We start from the raw sequence: 19,282 nt of genomic DNA, 5'->3' as shown, positions 1-19,282 counted from the left end.
AGTGCAACGTGCTGATTGGAAAACGCTTAAATGACCGTTATAAGCTGCTGAAAATGATTGGCGGTGGAGGAATGGCCAATGTATATTTAGCTCATGATGAAATACTTGGCCGAGATGTAGCGGTAAAAATATTAAGACTCGACTATTCAAATAATGAAGAGTTTATTAAACGTTTCCATCGAGAAGCGCAATCTGTTACAACGTTGTCGCATCCAAATATTGTGAATATGTATGATGTTGGGGAAGAGGATGGTATATATTATCTTGTAATGGAATATGTACCTGGACGAACATTGAAGCAATACATAATTGATCGAGGGATGTTACCGATAGGAGAAGCTCTTGATATAATGGAGCAGTTAACGTCCGCCATGGCACACGCCCATCATTTTGAGATTGTGCATCGTGATATAAAGCCGCACAATATTTTGATTCGAGATGATGGAGTGATAAAAGTCACAGACTTTGGAATTGCGACAGCTACAAGTGCAACAACAATTACACATACAAATTCGGTGCTCGGTTCTGTACATTATTTATCACCAGAACAAGCACGTGGTGGTATAGCGAATAAACAATCAGATATTTATTCACTTGGGATTGTTATGTTTGAATTGTTAACAGGAAGACAACCGTTTTCGGGTGAATCTGCTGTTGCAATAGCTTTAAAACATCTACAAAATGAAATACCATCTCCAAAAAGATGGAATGAAAATATTCCACAAAGTGTTGAAAATATTATATTAAAGGCAACTGCGAAAGATCCGTTCCATCGATATCAATCTGCTAACGCGATGAAACGGGATATTGAAACAGCGCTATATCCAGAAAGAATAAATGAACAACCATTTTACATACCAGAAGATATGGAAGCAACGAAAGCGATTCCAATCATTCAACAAGAACAATTATTCCAAAATGTGAGTGATGAAACAATTGTGCTAAAAGGAAGTAAAGTGGATGAACAAGCAAGAAAAGAAGAGACCGAATCAGGTAAGAAGAAAAAGCGCAGTAACAAATGGCTGAAGGTTTTAATTACAACATTTTTACTTTTAGCGATAGGGATAACATTAGCGCTTACTGTTATTCCAGGCTTCTTTATTCCGAAAGATGTGAAGGTTCCTGATGTGGCTGGTATGAAGTATACGACAGCTGTAAATACATTAGTTGAAAAAGGCTTTGAAGTTACAGAACCTAACATTGTATATACAGATAATGTTGAAGTGGGAAAAGTGATAAAAACAGATCCAATAGCCGGAAGAGTAGTGAAAGAAAGCTCTAAAATCACTATCTATCAATCAGGTGGAAAAAAGAAAAGTAAAATGAGTGACTTCACAGGAAAAGATTTCGAGAGTATAAGAGCTGAGTTAGAAGAAAAATATAAACAGGTTACCATTAATTTTATTGAAAATGATAAGCCGAAAGGTGAAATCGTAGAGCAAATACCAACGCCTGATCAAATGGTAGTAGAGGCAGAACAAGAACTGAAGATTTGGGTAAGTAAAGGGCCTTATCAAATTAGGCCAGGTGATTTTTCAGGATGGACTGAAAATAGTGTAAAAGGTTACTTAAATGAAAGAAAGCTTGTTTCTGATATAAAAAGGGAGTATTCAGATACTGTTGAAAAGGGACTTGTTATTTCTCAATTTCCAAAACCTGGGACACCTTTAAAAGAAGGAGATAAAGTAACGATTGTTATCTCTGATGGTCCGAAGCCCAAAGTGACGAAAACAGTAAAAGTGGATAATATTTCTATCCCATATGAAGCTTCTGCAATAGGTGAGAAAAAACCGCAAACAATAGAAATTTATAAAGAAGATATGCAGCAAAAAATGGATAGACCAGTTGAAACGAGAACGATTACTGAGTCAGCGACTATTTCTTTAGAATTTGTAATTCAAGAAGGTTCAAAGGGACATTATAAAATTGTTCGAGATGGAGTAACGATTATAGAAAAAGAAGTACCATATCCAGCTCAATAATAATGGATTCCATTCTTGTTTAATAGAGGATGGAATTTGTCCTGCTATCTGTTGGTAGTAAGACTCCCGCCTCAAAATTCGGCTGTAAAGCAAAGAAGGTAGACAGGAATTGACTGCCCGTAAAAGCCCGATTGGTGAGGGCTTTTACTAATCAGAGGGGATCGATAAAACCCCAATGATCAAAGTTTCACTTTATTACTCTTGCCTGTTATCTGTCTATATAATGGATGGTATAGCAGGCAAAAATATATGATTCAAAAGCTATAAAGGTGATATGATTGTGAATAATATTTTGAATGTGATGGTAGTTTAAATATATTAACTGGGTGTATATTTAGTTAGTTTTTAAATAATTGTTTAAAGAACTCTAGTCAATTCATTATTAATTACAGTTTCACTTTATACAAAATAAAGGAGAATTATATGCCAGAAGGAAAAATTGTAAAAGCTCTAAGTGGGTTTTATTATGTGCAGCATGAAGAAGGAATTACACAATGTCGCGGGCGTGGTGTATTTAGAAAGAATAAAATTACGCCACTTGTAGGAGACCAAGTCGTTTTTCAAGCAGATAATCCGAGTGAAGGATATGTGTTAGAAGTATTTGATCGAAAAAACGAACTTGTTAGACCTCCTATTGCTAATGTTGATCAAGCGATTCTCGTTTTCTCTGCAGTAGAACCAGATTTTAATCCCGGACTGTTAGATCGATTTTTAGTACAAATTGAATATCATAATATTAAGCCGATTATTTGTATTAGTAAGATGGATTTAGTGAATGAAAAAATGAAGGAAACTGTTGAAGCTTTTGCAAATGATTATCGTGAAATGGGTTATGATGTATTGTTTACTTCTATAAATACATCGGAAAGTATCGATATTTTGAAACCATTCTTAGAGGGCTGTGTTTCTGTCGTTGCAGGACAATCTGGTGTTGGAAAATCTTCAATGTTAAACGTTTTACGTCCAGATTTAGAATTGAAAACAAATGATATTTCTTCACATTTAGGGCGCGGGAAACATACGACAAGACACGTGGAATTAATTACAGTTGGGAGCGGACTTGTTGCGGATACACCTGGTTTTAGTTCGCTTGATTTCATAGATATAGAGGTAGAAGATCTTACATATTGTTTTCCAGAGTTGAAAGAAGCGAGCCAATACTGTAAATTTAGAGGGTGTACACATCTTTCTGAGCCGAAATGTGCGGTGAAAGTTGCGGTTGAAGAAGGAAAGATAACCGAGTATCGTTATAAGAATTACAAACAATTCGTAGAAGAAATTAGAGAGAGAAAGCCGAGGTATTAGTCATGATTAAAATTGCGCCATCGATTTTATCAGCAGATTTTTCAAAATTAGGGGAAGAAATTAAAGATGTAGAAAAAGGTGGAGCTGATTACATTCACGTCGATGTAATGGATGGACATTTCGTACCAAATATTACGATTGGACCATTAATTGTAGAAGCTATCCGTCCGATTACATCATTACCATTAGATGTACATTTAATGATTGAAAATCCTGATAACTATATCCCGACTTTCGCAAAAGCGGGAGCGGATATTATTACTGTTCATGTAGAGGCGTGTCCTCATCTACATCGTACAATTCAGTTAATTAAATCTCATGGCATTAAAGCAGGGGTTGTATTGAATCCGCATACGCCAGTTTCGGTGATTGAACATGTATTAGAAGATATAGATATGGTATTACTAATGACAGTAAATCCTGGATTTGGTGGACAGAAGTTTATTCATTCTGTATTACCGAAGATTAAAGAAGTTGCAGAAATGGTTAAAGAGCGAAATCTAGAAGTAGAAATTGAAGTTGATGGTGGTGTAAACGCTGAAACGGCAAGACTTTGTGTTGAAGCAGGAGCGAATGTTCTTGTAGCGGGATCAGCAGTATACAATCAAAAAGACCGCGGTGAAGCAATTCGTATAATTCGTGGATAAAGAATGAATGGCCTTTATTCTAGTGAAGCATCTAGTTAATTAAGACTTCACTATTTTATACAGGATAGAGCGAAAAATAAGGAGAAAGGCAATCTACCGAATGGCAGATTGCCTTTTTACAATAGAAAGGGAAGAAAAAATGATTGTTCATATTTTGGCAGGAGGACCTGTAGAATACTGCGCAGATTTTTCTCGATATGAAAATGAAGAAGTAGTGTGGGCGGCGGTTGATAGGGGAGTGTACCGTTTGTTAAAAAGTGGAATCACTCCAGCCGTTGCATTTGGAGATTACGATTCGGTTACTGAGGATGAGTTAGCATGGATGAGGCAGCAAACAAATGAGTTACATATTGTTCCGCGAGAAAAAGATCAAACAGATTTAGAAATTGCAATTAGCTGGGCTTTAGAACAAAAACCGAAATTCATTCGTATTTTTGGCGCGACTGGTGGAAGGCTTGATCATGGTTTGGCAAATATACAAATGCTTTTAAAAGGTTTAGCGGCAGAGATAGAAATGTGTATTGTAGACAATAAAAATGAAATAACAGTAAAAAAAGTTGGTAAACATATAATTGAAGAAAATGAAAACTTTCCTTATGTATCCTTTGTACCGGTTACTGAAATAGTTGAAGGTATTACATTACGTGGATTTAAGTACTCTCTTACTAACAAAACAATAGAGTGGGGATCGACACTTTGTATTAGTAATGAACTCATTGTGGAAAAAGGTAATTTTTCATTTACTTCTGGCATATTAATGATGATAAGAAGCACTGATTGAAGAAACAATTTTGCTCCTTGCATCATATAGTAAACAAGTGGAGTAATGGGGATTAGGAGGGAAACCATGAGATTTTATACAATTAAGTTACCTAAATTTCTTGGTGGAATTGTACGTGCGATGTTAAATACCTTCAAAAAAGACTAAAAAAAGCACCTATTACCGGTGCTTTTTCCATTGGTATAATAAAAAAAGAGCCTAGCGGCTCTTTTTTTTATTATTAAACACGTTCGATTTTGCCAGATTTTAATGCTCTAGCAGAAACGTAAACACGTTGAACTTTTCCGTCGATGCGTACGCGAACTTTTTGAAGGTTAGCGCCCCATTTACGTTTTGTAGCGTTCATTGCGTGAGAACGAGAGTTACCAGAACGAGCTTTTCTTCCAGTGATAGCACAAACACGAGCCATTTATATTTCCCTCCCTTGATACCTTACCATGCGTAATTTTTCAATGTTAGCCTTTTTTGCGATGCTAAAAACACTACTATAATTTAACACAACTAAAAAGAGAATGCAACACCGTAGAAAAAAGAAATCAAGAAAAATTACTTGACACCATATATCAATGAAGAAAAGCTGAAATCAAGAAAAATTGCTTGACATATTATAGTGGTACATGTTGTATAATAACAATGGACTATTTTGCTCATCATAGAAAAGTGTAGTATAAACATAAAATATGAGAGTGAAAAGAAAGAACGATGGAATTTTCTTTAAAAAGATTATATGATAGTAACTAAAGTAGTCTAGCTCACTTTCACCATTTATGAAGGGGGAAACGAGATGTCAATTGAAATTAAAACGAAGTACGGTCAAATTGATATTAGTACAGATGTAATTGCAACAATTGCTGGAGGTGCCGCAGTAGATTGCTACGGTATCGTAGGTATGGCATCAAAAAATCAGTTAAAAGATGGATTAACAGACATTTTACGAAAAGAAAACTTCACTAGAGGTGTTATTGTTCGTAAAGATGAAGATGAAGTACATATTGATATGTATATTATTGTGAGCTATGGTACGAAAATTTCAGAAGTAGCACATAACGTGCAGACTAAAGTGAAATATACATTAGATCAAACTGTAGGACTAGCAGTAGATTCTGTAAACATCTACGTACAAGGAGTTAAAGTAATAAACTTGTAATGTGCATTAAGGAGGAAAATCTGTGTCAATTCAAAAAATTGATGGAAAACGTTTATCACAAATGATCATTCAAGGAGCAAATAATTTAACAAATAATGTTCAGCTTGTTGATGCATTAAACGTATTTCCAGTTCCAGATGGCGATACCGGTACAAACATGAACTTATCAATGACTTCAGGCGCACGTGAAGTGAAAGAAAACCCTTCACAGCATGCTGGTAAAGTCGGCGTAAGTTTAGCCAAAGGATTATTAATGGGAGCTCGTGGTAACTCTGGGGTTATTTTATCTCAGTTATTCCGTGGTTTTTCTAAATCCATTGAACAAAAAGAAGAATTAACAACAGTTGATTTTGCTGCAGCTTTAGAAGCTGGAGTAGAGGCAGCATATAAAGCGGTTATGAAACCAATTGAAGGAACGATTTTAACGGTTGCAAGAGAAACGGGTAAATATGCAGTGACAGTTGCGAAAAAACAGCGCGACTTTGTTTTGTTTATGGAAGACGTTGTAAAAGAAGCGAATGCATCGTTAAATCGTACGCCAGATTTATTACCTGTATTAAAACAAGTTGGCGTTGTAGATAGCGGTGGTAAAGGTCTAGTTGTTGTATATGAAGGATTTTTAGCTGACTTAAAAGGAGAAACTATTTCTTCTAATGTGCAGACGCAACCATCTATGAATGACATGGTACGCGCAGAACATCACCGTAGTGTACAAAGCCAATTGAGTACAGAAGATATTAAGTATGGATATTGTACGGAATTCATGGTGAAATTAGAGCCTGAAAAAATGAAGGAACATAATTTCTCTGAACAAAAATTCCGTGAAGATATTAGTGTGTACGGAGATTCACTACTTGTTGTATCAGATGATGAGGTTGTTAAGGTTCATATTCATGCGGAACATCCTGGAGATCCTATGAACTATGGACAACGCTACGGTAGTCTAATTAAGATCAAAGTAGAAAATATGCGTGAACAGCATACGGCTTTATTAGATGAACCTGCTATGGAGCCTGAACAAACGAATCAACCAAAAGAGAAACAACCGTATGGTATTGTGACTGTAGCTATGGGATCTGGTATTAAAACTTTATTTGAGAGCATTGGCGCAACGAAAGTTATCGAAGGTGGCCAAACGATGAATCCAAGTACGGAGGATATCGTGAAGGCGATTGAAGAGGCGAATGCTGAAAAAATCATCATTTTACCAAATAACGGGAATATCATAATGGCAGCAGAACAAGCAGCTTCAGTAGTAGATCAAGAAGTGATTGTTGTTCGTTCGAAAACAGTTCCTCAAGGTATGGCTGCAATGTTAGCATTTAATCCAGTTGGAACGTTAGAAGAGAATAAAGAAAACATGAACGAAGCTTTATCTCATGTGAAAACAGGTCAAATTACGTATGCTGTTCGTGATACGGAAATTGACGGTGTGGCAATTCAAAAAGATGATTTCATGTGTATTGCAGATGGAAAAATCGTATCAACAAACGCTGAAAAAGTAGGAGCTGCGAAGCAATTACTAGAAGCACTAATTGATGAGGATTCTGAAATCGTAACGATTCTACAAGGTGAAGATGCAACAGACGAAGAAGTGGCTGAATTAGTTGCGTTTGTTGAAGAGAACTTTGAAGATGCAGAAGTAGAAGTACATGCAGGGAACCAACCGGTGTATTCTTTCATCTTCTCTGTAGAATAAGAAAAGATTCGTTTTAAAAATAAATGGATTACTTACTTGCTAATGGATGAAAAGTAGTGATATGAAATTTATTACTAGTTTTTATTCAAAAGGCTAGCATATTGATGATAGAAAAGAGCCTTGCTGCTAATAGTGAGGCTCTTTTCTTACGTGTTGTATATCTTTGTTTTGTCCCTCTATTTGTGGGTAGTAAAATTTCCACCCCTAAATTCGGCTGGAGCAAAGAAGTTAGGTGGGAGATTAACTGCCCGTAAAAGCCCGATTGGTGAGGGCTAATAATCAGTGGGGGATGAACAACCCCCCACTGATTATAGTTTCACTTTATATAGAGGGATTAGAGTAGTTTCTCTTAGAATGCCTATGATAGAATATATAGGGTGAAAGAGAGCGATTATAGATGTCGATGATGTTAATGGAGAATCTATAGAATGAATCGAAGAAAATAATGTGACGGAGCGTGAGAATCTTGAATGAAGTTGTACAAGTTCCTGTTACGGATGTAAAGGGAATCGGAGGAGAAACATCTGAGTTATTACACGAGATGGGAATTTATACAGTTTCTCATCTATTAGAATATTTTCCGTACCGTTATGAAGACTATGCGATGAAAGATCTTGCTGAAGTGAAGCATGATGAGCGTGTGACGGTTGAAGGGAAAGTACATAGCGCTCCTTTACTTCAATATTATGGAAAGAAAAAGTCGCGTCTTACAGTTCGTGTTCTTGTCGGGCGTTATTTAATTACAGCCGTATGTTTTAATAGACCATATTATAAACAAAAGTTAAAGCTAGATGAGACGGTAACGATTACTGGTAAATGGGATCAGCATCGCCAAACGATCGCTGTATCAGAACTTCACTTTGGACCGGTTGTGCGTCAACAAGAAGTAGAGCCAGTGTATTCAGTGAAAGGGAAGTTGACAGTAAAGCAGATGCGCCGTTTTATTGCCCAGGCTTTAAAGGAATATGGAGACTCTATAATTGAAGTGTTACCTGACGGTTTGTTAAGTAGGTATAAATTATTACCACGTTATGAAGCGCTCAGGGCGTTACATTTTCCAGTGGGACAGGAAGACTTAAAGCAAGCGCGGCGCCGTTTTGTATATGAGGAGTTTTTCTTGTTCCAGTTGAAAATGCAAACATTACGGAAAATGGAAAGGGAAAATTCAAAGGGCACGAAAAAAGAAATTTCGTCAGTAGAATTGCAAGAGTTTACTGATGCACTTCCGTTTCCGTTAACTGGCGCACAAAGCCGGGTTGTAGATGAAATAATGAAAGATATGACATCTCCCTATCGCATGAATCGATTATTGCAAGGGGATGTAGGCTCTGGGAAAACAGTTGTTGCTGCGATTGCCCTTTATGGAGCGAAATTAGCTCATTATCAAGGTGCTATGATGGTTCCTACGGAAATTTTAGCTGAACAGCATTATCAGTCGCTCGCTGAGACGTTTTCACATTTCGGTATGAAGGTTGAACTGCTAACAAGTTCTGTTAAAGGTGCGAGACGTCGAGAAATTTTGGCGAGATTAGAGCAAGGGGAAGTAGATATCCTTGTTGGGACGCACGCTTTAATTCAAGATGAAGTTATATTTCATAGGTTAGGTCTCGTTATTACTGATGAACAGCATCGATTTGGTGTAGCGCAGCGCCGGGTTTTACGTGAGAAAGGTGAAAGTCCAGATGTGTTGTTTATGACGGCGACCCCAATCCCGCGTACGTTAGCTATCACTGCATTTGGAGAGATGGACGTTTCTATTATCGATGAAATGCCAGCTGGTAGAAAGGTGATCGAAACGTACTGGGCAAAACATGATATGTTAGATCGTGTTCTCGGTTTTGTGGAGAAAGAGATAAAAAAAGGAAGACAGGCATATGTTATTTGTCCTCTAATTGAAGAGTCTGAGAAGCTTGATGTACAAAATGCTATCGACTTACATAGTATGCTGACTCATCATTATCAAGGGAAATGTCAAGTTGGATTAATGCATGGGAGACTATCATCTCAAGAAAAAGAAGAGATAATGGGACAGTTTAGTGAAAATAAAGTGCAAATTCTTGTATCGACAACAGTTGTTGAAGTAGGTGTGAATGTACCGAATGCGACTGTTATGGTTATTTATGACGCGGAGCGTTTCGGTTTATCGCAGCTTCATCAGCTCAGGGGGCGCGTTGGGCGTGGTAGTGAACAATCATATTGTTTATTAATTGCGGACCCGAAATCAGAAACGGGAAAAGAAAGAATGCGCATTATGACTGAAACAAATGATGGATTTGTATTGTCAGAAAAAGATTTAGAGTTACGAGGTCCTGGAGATTTCTTTGGAAGTAAGCAAAGTGGTCTGCCAGAGTTTAAGGTTGCTGATATGGTACATGATTATCGAGCGTTAGAAACAGCGAGACAAGATGCGGCGATACTAGTTGATTCAGAAGCGTTTTGGCACAATGATCAGTATGCTTCGTTGCGTGCTTATCTTGACGGAACAGGTGTGTTCCAGGGAGAGAAGCTCGACTAAGAGTAGTCTGCAAAAGTTTTTGTTGCATTCTACTTTTAATGATTATATACTACTGTTAGTACCTAGTCATAAAAATGGATGGTGCGGTATGAAAAAAAGAAGAAGTAAAAAAGAAAGACAAGAATTATTACAACAAACAATAGAAACGAATCCTTTTATAACGGATGAAGATTTAGCGGAAAAATTTCAAGTGAGCATACAAACTGTTCGTCTTGATCGTATGGAATTATCTATTCCTGAATTAAGAGAACGAATTAAGCATGTGGCTACAAAACAACATGAAGAAGATGTGAAATCTTTACCGTTAGAAGAGGTTGTCGGAGAAATTATCGATATAGAATTAGATAGACATGCGATTTCTATCTTTGAAGTAAAGGTAGAACATGTATTTAAAAGAAATCAAATTGCTCGTGGGCATCATTTGTTTGCACAAGCAAACTCACTAGCTGTTGCGGTTATTGATGAAGAATTAGCTTTAACTGCAAAGTCTACCATTCGATACATTCGTCCTGTAAAATTAGGAGAGCGTGTTGTTGCAAAAGCACGTGTTGAAGATGTAGAGAATGATAAAGGACGGACGGTTGTCAAAGTGCGTAGCTTTGTTGGAGAAGAACTTGTTTTCACAGGCACTTTTGAAATGTATCGATCTAGTAATTATAGTGAGGAAGGTAACAACTTATGAAAATCGCAATAGATGCAATGGGCGGCGATCATGCTCCAAAGGCTGTAGTATTAGGAGCAATGAAAGCTATTAAGGAATACCCAGATTTACATATTACGTTAGTAGGGAAAGAAGAGGAAATTCGTCAATACTTAACGAGTGAAGAGCGAATTACTATACTTCATACAGACGAAAAAATCGAATCGACAGATGAACCAGTAAGAGCGGTTCGCCGAAAAAAACAAGCTTCAATGGTACTGGCAGCAGAGCAAGTAAAGAACGGCGTAGCGGATGCTTGTATATCAGCAGGAAGTACAGGAGCTTTAATGGCAGCTGGATTATTTGTTGTTGGTCGTATGGAAGGAATTGAACGACCAGCTTTATCACCTACAATGCCAACTGTTGATGGAGAAGGTTTTGTGATGTTAGATGTTGGAGCAAACGTTGATGCAAAACCAATCCATTTATATCAATATGCAGTAATGGGCTCTGTTTATGCAGAGAAGGTAAGAGGAATTAAAAATCCTCGCGTTGGACTTTTAAACGTTGGAACAGAGGATGGCAAAGGAAACGAGCTTTCAAAACAAGTCTTTGCTATGCTCAAGGATGCACCAATTAATTTTGTTGGAAACGTTGAATCAAGAGATTTATTGCAAGGTGTAGCAGATGTTGTTGTATGTGATGGTTTTACAGGTAACGTAGCTCTAAAATCATTAGAAGGAACAGCACTTGCATTATTCTCTATGTTAAAAGAGCAATTAATGAGTTCGTTTACGAGCAAATTAGCAGCAGCGGTATTAAAACCAAAACTTATGGTATTAAAAGATAAAATGGATTATTCGGAGTATGGAGGAGCGGCATTGTTTGGGTTAAAAGCTCCTGTCATTAAGGCTCACGGTTCTTCAAATGACCAATCGATATTTAGTGCGATTCGTCAAACAAGAGAAATGGTAGCGAAAGAAGTAATTCCTACAATTTCAAATGTAATGGAGAAAGAGCCGCTTCAATAAGAGGAGGATTTGAAATGGGAAAACTAGCATTTCTTTTTCCGGGCCAAGGTTCACAGGCAGTTGGAATGGGTAGACAGTTAGCGGAGAATAATAACGAGGTTGCGAAAGTGTTTGCAAAAGCGGATGAGGTGCTGCAAGATTCACTTTCAGAAGTGATTTTTGAAGGGCCACAGGAAAAACTAACATTAACGACAAATGCACAACCTGCTTTATTAACAACGAGTTTTGCAATTTTAACAGCTTTGAAGGAGTATGATATTATACCGGATTTTGTCGCGGGACATAGTTTAGGTGAATATAGCGCTCTTGTAGCAGCAGGTGCATTAACTTTTGAAGATGCTGTATATGCTGTAAGGAAACGCGGGGAATATATGGAAGAAGCGGTTCCGGGCGGGGAAGGTGCAATGGCAGCTATTTTAGGTGCTGATCCGGAAATGCTGAAACAAGTTACAGAAGAAGTAACAAGTGAAGGATATGCGGTGCAAATTGCTAATATGAATAGCACGAAGCAAATTGTTATTTCTGGAACAAATCAAGGAGTAGAACTTGCTTCTCAAAGAGCGAAAGAAAATGGTGCTAAAAGAGCAATTCCTCTTAAAGTAAGCGGACCATTTCATTCCTCACTTATGAAGCCAGCTGCTGAGAGATTCCAAAGTGTTTTAAATGAAATTACAATTCAAGACACGAATATTCCTGTTATTGCAAATGTTACAGCGGACGTTATTACACGTGGTACAGATATTAAAGAAAAGCTGATTGAACAGCTCTATTCGCCTGTATTATGGTATCCATCCATTGAGTATATGGTGAATCAAGGGGTAGATACATTTATTGAAATCGGCCCTGGAAAAGTACTTGCTGGTCTTATGAAGTCGATTGACTCTTCTGTGAAAGCATATGCGATATATGACGAAGAGACATTAAAAGATACCATTTCAAATTTGAGAGGAGAAAACTGATGTTAAAAGGGAAAGTAGCATTAGTAACTGGCGCTTCACGTGGAATTGGTCGTGCGATTGCGATTGATTTAGCAAAACAAGGGGCAAATGTTGTAGTAAATTATGCTGGTAATGAGCAAAAGGCGAATGAAGTAGTCGATGAAATAAAGAAATTAGGTTCAGATGCTATTGCAGTAAGAGCAGATGTTGCAAATGCTGAAGATGTTACGAGTATGGTGAAACAAACTGTAGATACGTTTGGACAAGTAGATATTCTTGTAAACAACGCTGGTGTAACAAAAGATAATTTATTAATGCGTATGAAAGAGGAAGAATGGGATACAGTTATTAATACAAACTTAAAAGGTGTTTTCTTATGTACGAAGGCAGTATCTCGTTATATGATGCGTCAACGTCATGGACGTATTATTAATATCGCTTCTGTTGTCGGAGTAACAGGAAACCCAGGACAAGCAAACTATGTTGCTGCTAAAGCTGGTGTAATTGGATTAACAAAAACATCAGCAAAAGAATTAGCGAGCCGAAATATTACTGTAAATGCAATTGCTCCAGGCTTTATTGCGACTGATATGACGGATGTATTAGATGAAAATATAAAAGCCGAAATGTTAAAATTAATTCCTGCAGCTCAGTTTGGTGAAGCGCAAGATATCGCAAATACTGTAACGTTTTTTGCTGCTGATCAAAGCAAATATATTACAGGACAAACGTTAAATGTTGATGGCGGAATGGTAATGTAATAAAAGAATCGATTTCACCTAGTTTTTTTGGACAATATTTTATATAATATTTGAGGGGAGGTGAATGGAATGGCAGATGTTTTAGAGCGTGTAACAAAAATCATCGTTGATCGTTTAGGTGTAGAAGAAACTGAAGTAGTACCGGCTGCTAGCTTTAAAGAAGATTTAGGCGCAGACTCCCTAGATGTAGTAGAACTTGTAATGCAATTGGAAGACGAATTCGAAATGGAAATTTCTGATGAAGATGCTGAAAAGATTGCTACTGTTGGCGATGCTGTGACTTACATAGAGAGTCATCTATAATGCTTAAGTGAAGTCCCGTTTTTTAGCGGGGCTTCTCGGCTTATATCTGGAGGGACCTATGCCGTACCGAAAACATAGAGAAAAAAAATACGAAATAAAATATCGTGAAGCGTTTAAAGTATTTCAAGAAGAGATAGGTATTACGTTTTCAGATGAAAAATTATTGATTCAAGCATTTACGCATTCATCGTATGTGAATGAGCATCGAAAAAAACCGCATGAGGACAATGAGCGTCTTGAATTTCTTGGTGATGCTGTATTGGAACTCACTGTATCACAGTATCTGTTTCAAAAATATCCGACAATGAGCGAAGGAGAGTTAACAAAACTACGTGCAGCTATTGTATGTGAACCATCTCTTGTTCGTTTTGCAAACGAATTGTCATTTGGTAGCCTTGTTTTATTAGGGAAAGGTGAGGAAATGACGGGTGGACGTGAACGACCAGCTTTATTAGCGGATGTCTTTGAAGCGTTTATTGGTGCCCTTTATCTTGATCAAGGGCTTGAAACAGTTTGGGGATTCTTAAAAGAAGTTGTATATCCGAAAATTAATGAAGGTGCTTTTTCTCATGTGATGGATTATAAGAGTCAATTGCAAGAATTGATTCAGCGTGATGGTAGTGGGAACATTGAGTATCAAATTTTGCAAGAAAAAGGACCGGCCCATAACCGAGAATTTGTGTCACGTGTAACTTTAAATAATGAGGCATTAGGTCTTGGGAGTGGTAAGTCAAAAAAAGAGGCAGAGCAACAAGCTGCTGCAGAAGCATTGAAAAAATTAAAAGAACAATTATGAGGAATCCCCCTTTGAATGAGGGGGATTCCTTATGCATAGAATGAAACTTTCCTTTTGTTTATAAATAAAAGGAGTGGGAAATCCGTATAGTAGCTTGTTTTCGTACAGACAATGTTTACAACAACGGAGAATAGGAGGAAGGCCTTTCGTGTTTTTAAAAAGATTAGAAATAGCAGGATTTAAATCTTTTGCTGAGCGTGTATCTGTCGATTTTGTTCCAGGTGTAACTTCTGTAGTAGGACCTAACGGGAGCGGGAAAAGTAATATTACTGATGCGATTCGCTGGGTACTTGGTGAACAATCTGCAAAGTCATTACGTGGTGCAAAAATGGAGGATATTATTTTTGCAGGTAGTGATACGAGAAGAGCGGTTAATATTGCTGAAGTAACATTAACTTTAAATAATGAAGACCAACGATTACCGATTGAATATAACGAGGTGTGTGTAACACGTCGTGTATCTCGTTCGGGTGATAGTGATTTTTATATTAATAAACAATCTTGTAGACTGAAAGATATTATTGATTTATTTATGGACTCTGGTATGGGAAGAGAAGCTTTTTCAATTATTAGCCAGGGGAAAGTCGAAGAGATTTTAAGTAGTAAATCGGAAGAACGTCGAGGGGTATTTGAGGAAGCTGCGGGTGTGCTGAAATACAAACTTCGTAAAAAGAAAGCCGAAGGGAAATTAGCAGAAACACAAGAAAACTTAAATCGTGTGCAAGATATTATACATGAATTGAGTAGTCAAGTAGAGCCGCTAGAAAGACAAGCTTCTATAGCGAAAGATTTTCTTGAGAAAAAAGAAGAATTAGAAAAAGTAGAAGCGGCGCTTATTGTACATGAAATTGAAGAATTACATGAAAAGTGGGAAGCGCTTCGAAATCAATTTGGGCATAATAAAGATGAAGAAGTTAAAATGTCGACGAATTTACAAAAAAGTGAAGAAGAGCTTGAGGAATTACGCGGACAATTACAAGCGGTTGATGAATCTGTAAACTCTTTACAAGAAGTTCTTCTTCTTTCTAGTAAAGAGCTAGAAAAGCTAGAAGGGCAGCGTGAGTTGTTAAAGGAAAGAAAGCAAAATGCGACGACGCATTGTGCGCAGCTTGAAAAGCTAATTGTTGAATTGGTAGAGAAAGCTAAAAGTTATGATGGCGAAATTGAAACAAGTACCGAAGCGTTAATGCAATTTGTGAATCAAGTAAAAGAGTTGGAGAAGAAATTGCATGATAATGAGCAACTACTTGCAACTTTTGCCGTGAATCTAGAGGAACAGATTGAGAATTTAAAAGGTGATTATATTGAACTTTTAAATCAACAAGCAAGTCTTCGTAATGAATTATCTATGATTGAAGAACAATCTAAACAGCAAAATTCTAAAAATGAACGCCTTGATGAAGAAAATGAAAAATATGTACAGATGCGTATGGAAATTACAGCGAAAAAAGCGAAACTTGTAGAAAGTTATGAGCAAGTGAAGGAGAAAGTAGCTGGCATTATTTCTAACATACAGAAGACAGAAACGGCACTTGGGAAATGTAAGTCTCAGTATAGTGAAAATGAAACGAAACTGTATCAAGCGTATCAATTTGTGCAACAGGCGCGTTCTCGAAAAGAAATGCTAGAAGAAATGCAAGAGGACTATTCTGGTTTCTATCAAGGGGTACGTGAAGTATTAAAGGCTAGAGAAAATAGATTGCAAGGTATCGAGGGAGCTGTTGCAGAACTTCTGACTGTGCCGAAAGAATATGAAATTGCAATGGAAATCGCCCTTGGGGCAGCGATGCAACATATCGTAGTACAAACAGAAGAACATGCTCGTAATGCAATTGCATTTTTAAAGCAAAATAAACATGGTCGTGCAACGTTTTTACCTCAAGCTGTTATTAAAAGTAGATCGTTATCATTTGAACAATTACGTATTGTGAATCAACATCCAGCGTTTGTTGGTGTGGCGGCAGAACTTGTGCAGTACAACAATAAATATGAGAATGTAGTTTCAAGCCTATTAGGTACTGTTATTGTTGCGAAAGATTTACGCGGTGCAAATGAATTAGCGAAACAATTACAATATCGCTATCGTATTGTAACGCTTGAAGGTGACGTAGTGAATCCTGGTGGTTCTATGACTGGTGGAGCTGTAAAACAGGCGAAATCTTCTTTATTAGGGCGCCAGCGTGAACTTGAAGAATGGACTAAAAAGCTAGCTGATATGGAAGAAAAAACAACGAAGCTAGAAAACTTTGTTAAAGCAGTAAAGCAAGAGATTCAAGAAAAAGAAGTACAAATACGTGAACTACGCCAAGGCGTAGAAACTGAGCGTTTAGATGAACAGAAATTAAGAGAAGAAATTAATCGATTAGAATTAGAAGAACATCGAATTAATGATCGTTTATCTATATACGATTTAGAGATAGAAGGATTTTTACAAGATCAAGTGAAAATGCAAGGGCGTAAAGGAGAGTTAGAAAAGATTTTAGCAACTCTTCAAGCGGAGATTTCGGAATTAGATGGCAAAATCGTCGCATTAACGAAACAAAAAAGTGAGCAACATTCTTCAAAAGAAAAAGTTCAAAAGGAAATGACTGAGCTAAAAGTACAAGCAGCTGAACAACAACAACGTTTATCTAATCAAAAAGAAAAAGTTGAACGATTAACGAAGGAAAAAGAAGAGACTGATACGACACTTGTAAAAACGAAAGAAGATTTAGCGTTCTTAAAACAAGAGATGACGTCTAATTCAAGTGGCGAAGACCAAATTACGAATATGATAGAGAAGAAAGCGTATGATCGTAATCAAACTTCGGATTTAATTCGTTCGCGTCGTGAACAACGCGTATCATTGCAAGAGAGAGTGGAGCATTTAGAACGCGGTGTGAAAGAAACAATAGGTAAACATAAATATATTCTTGAGATGTTGAAAGATCAAGAAGTGAAAATTAACCGACTTGATGTAGAGTTGGAAAATAGATTGCAACATTTACGTGAAACTTATACTATTTCATTTGAAGCAGCAAAACTGAAGTATACAATGACGATGCCTGCAGAAGATGCGCGTAAAAAGGTGAAATTAATTAAACTATCCATTGAAGAGTTAGGCGCAGTAAACTTAGGGGCAATTGATGAATACGAACGTGTAGCAGAACGTCATACATTCTTACTAGAGCAAAGAGATGACCTGGAAGAAGCGAAATCGACGTTACATCAACTTATTACGGAAATGGATGAAGAGATGAAAAAACGCTTTTCTACTACATTCGAAGGAATTCGAACGGAGTTTCAATCTGTATTCTCTGAATTATTCGGAGGCGGAAGAGCGGATTTAGTAATGACAAATCCAGAAGATTTATTAAATACTGGTATTGATATTGTGGCGCAACCGCCAGGGAAGAAACTACAAAACTTAGGTTTACTTTCAGGTGGAGAGCGTGCTTTGACGGCAATTGCGCTCTTATTTGGTATTTTAAAAGTACGCCCAGTCCCATTCTGTGTGCTAGATGAAGTAGAAGCGGCTCTTGATGAGGCTAATGTTGCTCGTTTTGCGCAGTATTTAAAGAAATTTAGTGATGAAACGCAGTTTATTGTAATTACACACCGAAAAGGTACAATGGAAGAGTCTGATGTATTGTACGGTGTAACAATGCAAGAATCAGGGGTATCTAAGCTTGTTTCTGTTCGTTTAGGTGATGGTGAAGAACTTGTAGCAAGTAAATAGGAAGGATGGGAAGTATGAGCTTTTTTAAAAAATTAAAAGAAAAGATTTCAAAACAAACGGATACAGTAACAGAGAAGTTTAAACAAGGATTGGAAAAAACAAGGAATTCATTTGCTGATAAAGTAAATGATTTAGTGTATCGTTACCGTAAAATAGACGAAGACTTCTTTGAGGAATTAGAAGAAATATTAATTAGTGCAGATGTTGGAGTTTCGACAGTGATGGAATTAATTGATCAGTTGAAAGAAGAAGTGCAACGTCGTAACATTCAAGATCCAAAAGAAGTACAGGCTGTGATTTCTGAGAAGTTAGTGGGAATTTACAAAGGTGATAGCGACTTTAGTAATGAAGTTAATATACAAGAGGATCAATTAACAGTTGTTTTATTTGTTGGTGTTAATGGTGTAGGAAAAACGACGACAATTGGTAAGCTTGCACATAAATTTAAATCGGAAGGTAAGTCTGTCCTATTGGCGGCAGGAGATACATTCCGTGCTGGGGCGATTGAACAATTAGAAGTATGGGGCGATCGTGTTGGTGTAGAAGTAATTAAACAAGGATCAGGGTCTGACCCAGCGGCTGTTATGTACGATGCTGTACAGGCAGCGAAGGCTCGTAAAGTGGATGTGTTGCTATGTGATACAGCAGGACGCCTGCAAAACAAAGTCAACTTAATGAAAGAGTTAGAGAAAGTGAAGCGTGTAATTGAGCGTGAAGTACCAGGAGCTCCTCATGAAGTATTACTTGTTATTGATGCAACAACAGGACAAAATGGTTTAAGTCAAGCGAAAACATTCCGCGAGGCAACAAATGTGACTGGTATTGTTTTAACGAAGTTAGACGGAACTGCTAAAGGTGGTATCGTATTAGCAATTCGTAACGAAATGGATGTACCGGTGAAATTTGTTGGACTAGGAGAGCAAATGGATGACTTGCAGCAATTTGATCCAGAACAATATGTGTATGGCTTATTCGCGAACTTGGTAGAAACTGAAGAAGTGTAAGTGAAAGAAGCGGTA

At 37.3% G+C, this 19,282-nt stretch carries 17 protein-coding genes; 16 read left to right on the top strand and 1 reads right to left on the bottom strand.

Translation table 11 applies throughout. The annotated features are described in order from the left end of the window. Nucleotides 1-8: 8 nt before the first annotated feature. From pknB to spoVM, 5 genes are all read left to right on the top strand, one after another. Nucleotides 9-1,982, top strand: a complete 1,974-nt coding sequence (gene pknB, locus LUS72_RS19120; protein WP_264447959.1) for a Stk1 family PASTA domain-containing Ser/Thr kinase — start codon at nucleotides 9-11, stop codon at nucleotides 1,980-1,982. A 423-nt stretch (nucleotides 1,983-2,405) separates the two neighbouring features. Beyond that, on the top strand, nucleotides 2,406-3,287 hold the full coding sequence (gene rsgA / locus LUS72_RS19115; RefSeq protein WP_097830948.1) for a ribosome small subunit-dependent GTPase A: 882 nt from the start codon (nucleotides 2,406-2,408) through the stop codon (nucleotides 3,285-3,287). Between the two features lie 2 nt (nucleotides 3,288-3,289). Beyond that, on the top strand, nucleotides 3,290-3,934 hold the full coding sequence (gene rpe, locus LUS72_RS19110) for a ribulose-phosphate 3-epimerase (RefSeq protein WP_000589964.1): 645 nt from the start codon (nucleotides 3,290-3,292) through the stop codon (nucleotides 3,932-3,934). Nucleotides 3,935-4,034: 100 nt separating this feature from the next. Next, nucleotides 4,035-4,715, top strand: a complete 681-nt coding sequence (locus LUS72_RS19105) for a thiamine diphosphokinase (protein WP_141533253.1) — start codon at nucleotides 4,035-4,037, stop codon at nucleotides 4,713-4,715. A gap of 66 nt (nucleotides 4,716-4,781) precedes the next feature. Further along, on the top strand, nucleotides 4,782-4,862 hold the full coding sequence (spoVM, locus tag LUS72_RS19100; protein WP_001213599.1) for a stage V sporulation protein SpoVM: 81 nt from the start codon (nucleotides 4,782-4,784) through the stop codon (nucleotides 4,860-4,862). 73 nt (nucleotides 4,863-4,935) lie between these two features. Here the strand turns inward: spoVM and rpmB are convergent, their stop codons facing one another. Then, a complete protein-coding gene (gene rpmB, locus LUS72_RS19095) occupies nucleotides 4,936-5,124 on the bottom strand; it encodes a 50S ribosomal protein L28 (protein ID WP_000124776.1) in 189 nt (62 codons plus the stop codon). A gap of 375 nt (nucleotides 5,125-5,499) precedes the next feature. Between rpmB and LUS72_RS19090 the strand changes: the two genes are divergently transcribed. The 11 genes from LUS72_RS19090 (at nucleotide 5,500) to ftsY (ending at nucleotide 19,267) form a co-directional block, all read left to right on the top strand. Then, nucleotides 5,500-5,862, top strand: a complete 363-nt coding sequence (locus LUS72_RS19090; protein WP_000021109.1) for an Asp23/Gls24 family envelope stress response protein — start codon at nucleotides 5,500-5,502, stop codon at nucleotides 5,860-5,862. Nucleotides 5,863-5,884: 22 nt separating this feature from the next. Further along, entirely contained in the window at nucleotides 5,885-7,561 is a 1,677-nt protein-coding gene (locus tag LUS72_RS19085; RefSeq protein ID WP_264447953.1) for a DAK2 domain-containing protein, read from the top strand. A 466-nt stretch (nucleotides 7,562-8,027) separates the two neighbouring features. Next, on the top strand, nucleotides 8,028-10,076 hold the full coding sequence (recG, locus tag LUS72_RS19080) for an ATP-dependent DNA helicase RecG (protein WP_264447952.1): 2,049 nt from the start codon (nucleotides 8,028-8,030) through the stop codon (nucleotides 10,074-10,076). A gap of 88 nt (nucleotides 10,077-10,164) precedes the next feature. After that, the gene (fapR, locus tag LUS72_RS19075) at nucleotides 10,165-10,758 is read left to right on the top strand and encodes a transcription factor FapR (RefSeq protein ID WP_000747352.1); all 594 of its coding nucleotides are present in this window, start codon (nucleotides 10,165-10,167) and stop codon (nucleotides 10,756-10,758) included. Beyond that, nucleotides 10,755-11,747, top strand: a complete 993-nt coding sequence (plsX, locus tag LUS72_RS19070) for a phosphate acyltransferase PlsX (protein ID WP_097830951.1) — start codon at nucleotides 10,755-10,757, stop codon at nucleotides 11,745-11,747. Before fapR ends, plsX begins: the two co-directional genes overlap by 4 nt. 14 nt (nucleotides 11,748-11,761) lie before the next feature. After that, nucleotides 11,762-12,706 carry an ACP S-malonyltransferase gene (fabD, locus tag LUS72_RS19065; RefSeq protein WP_097830952.1) on the top strand — a complete coding sequence of 315 codons (945 nt, stop codon included), beginning with the start codon at nucleotides 11,762-11,764 and terminating at the stop codon, nucleotides 12,704-12,706. Continuing rightward, a complete protein-coding gene (gene fabG / locus LUS72_RS19060) occupies nucleotides 12,706-13,446 on the top strand; it encodes a 3-oxoacyl-[acyl-carrier-protein] reductase (protein WP_097830953.1) in 741 nt (246 codons plus the stop codon). The genes fabD and fabG overlap by 1 nt, the downstream gene beginning before the upstream one ends. A 69-nt stretch (nucleotides 13,447-13,515) precedes the next feature. Next, nucleotides 13,516-13,749 carry an acyl carrier protein gene (gene acpP, locus LUS72_RS19055; protein ID WP_000786062.1) on the top strand — a complete coding sequence of 78 codons (234 nt, stop codon included), beginning with the start codon at nucleotides 13,516-13,518 and terminating at the stop codon, nucleotides 13,747-13,749. A gap of 58 nt (nucleotides 13,750-13,807) precedes the next feature. After that, nucleotides 13,808-14,545 carry a ribonuclease III gene (rncS, locus tag LUS72_RS19050; RefSeq protein WP_097830954.1) on the top strand — a complete coding sequence of 246 codons (738 nt, stop codon included), beginning with the start codon at nucleotides 13,808-13,810 and terminating at the stop codon, nucleotides 14,543-14,545. Between the two features lie 148 nt (nucleotides 14,546-14,693). Continuing rightward, on the top strand, nucleotides 14,694-18,263 hold the full coding sequence (gene smc, locus LUS72_RS19045; protein WP_097830955.1) for a chromosome segregation protein SMC: 3,570 nt from the start codon (nucleotides 14,694-14,696) through the stop codon (nucleotides 18,261-18,263). A gap of 14 nt (nucleotides 18,264-18,277) precedes the next feature. Further along, nucleotides 18,278-19,267 carry a signal recognition particle-docking protein FtsY gene (gene ftsY / locus LUS72_RS19040; RefSeq protein ID WP_000007653.1) on the top strand — a complete coding sequence of 330 codons (990 nt, stop codon included), beginning with the start codon at nucleotides 18,278-18,280 and terminating at the stop codon, nucleotides 19,265-19,267. Nucleotides 19,268-19,282 lie beyond the last annotated feature (15 nt).

The sequence above is a fragment of the Bacillus cereus genome (assembly GCF_025917685.1).
In the GTDB taxonomy this organism is placed as follows: Bacteria; Bacillota; Bacilli; order Bacillales; family Bacillaceae_G; genus Bacillus_A; species Bacillus_A cereus_AT.
Note: the sequence above shows the minus strand (reverse complement) of the source record. Positions and strands in the feature narration are given on the sequence as shown.

What these genes read in the sequence shown, in the direction of transcription:
- rsgA (WP_097830948.1), top strand. Translation starts at nt 2,406, where the DNA reads ATGCCAGAAGGAAAAATTGTAAAAGCTCTAAGTGGGTTTTATTATGTG.
- rpe (WP_000589964.1), top strand. Translation starts at nt 3,290, where the DNA reads ATGATTAAAATTGCGCCATCGATTTTATCAGCAGATTTTTCAAAATTA.
- LUS72_RS19105 (WP_141533253.1), top strand. Translation starts at nt 4,035, where the DNA reads ATGGCAGATTGCCTTTTTACAATAGAAAGGGAAGAAAAAATGATTGTT.
- spoVM (WP_001213599.1), top strand. Translation starts at nt 4,782, where the DNA reads ATGAGATTTTATACAATTAAGTTACCTAAATTTCTTGGTGGAATTGTA.
- rpmB (WP_000124776.1), bottom strand. Translation starts at nt 5,124, where the DNA reads ATGGCTCGTGTTTGTGCTATCACTGGAAGAAAAGCTCGTTCTGGTAAC.
- LUS72_RS19090 (WP_000021109.1), top strand. Translation starts at nt 5,500, where the DNA reads ATGTCAATTGAAATTAAAACGAAGTACGGTCAAATTGATATTAGTACA.
- fapR (WP_000747352.1), top strand. Translation starts at nt 10,165, where the DNA reads ATGAAAAAAAGAAGAAGTAAAAAAGAAAGACAAGAATTATTACAACAA.
- plsX (WP_097830951.1), top strand. Translation starts at nt 10,755, where the DNA reads ATGAAAATCGCAATAGATGCAATGGGCGGCGATCATGCTCCAAAGGCT.
- fabD (WP_097830952.1), top strand. Translation starts at nt 11,762, where the DNA reads ATGGGAAAACTAGCATTTCTTTTTCCGGGCCAAGGTTCACAGGCAGTT.
- fabG (WP_097830953.1), top strand. Translation starts at nt 12,706, where the DNA reads ATGTTAAAAGGGAAAGTAGCATTAGTAACTGGCGCTTCACGTGGAATT.
- acpP (WP_000786062.1), top strand. Translation starts at nt 13,516, where the DNA reads ATGGCAGATGTTTTAGAGCGTGTAACAAAAATCATCGTTGATCGTTTA.
- rncS (WP_097830954.1), top strand. Translation starts at nt 13,808, where the DNA reads ATGCCGTACCGAAAACATAGAGAAAAAAAATACGAAATAAAATATCGT.
- ftsY (WP_000007653.1), top strand. Translation starts at nt 18,278, where the DNA reads ATGAGCTTTTTTAAAAAATTAAAAGAAAAGATTTCAAAACAAACGGAT.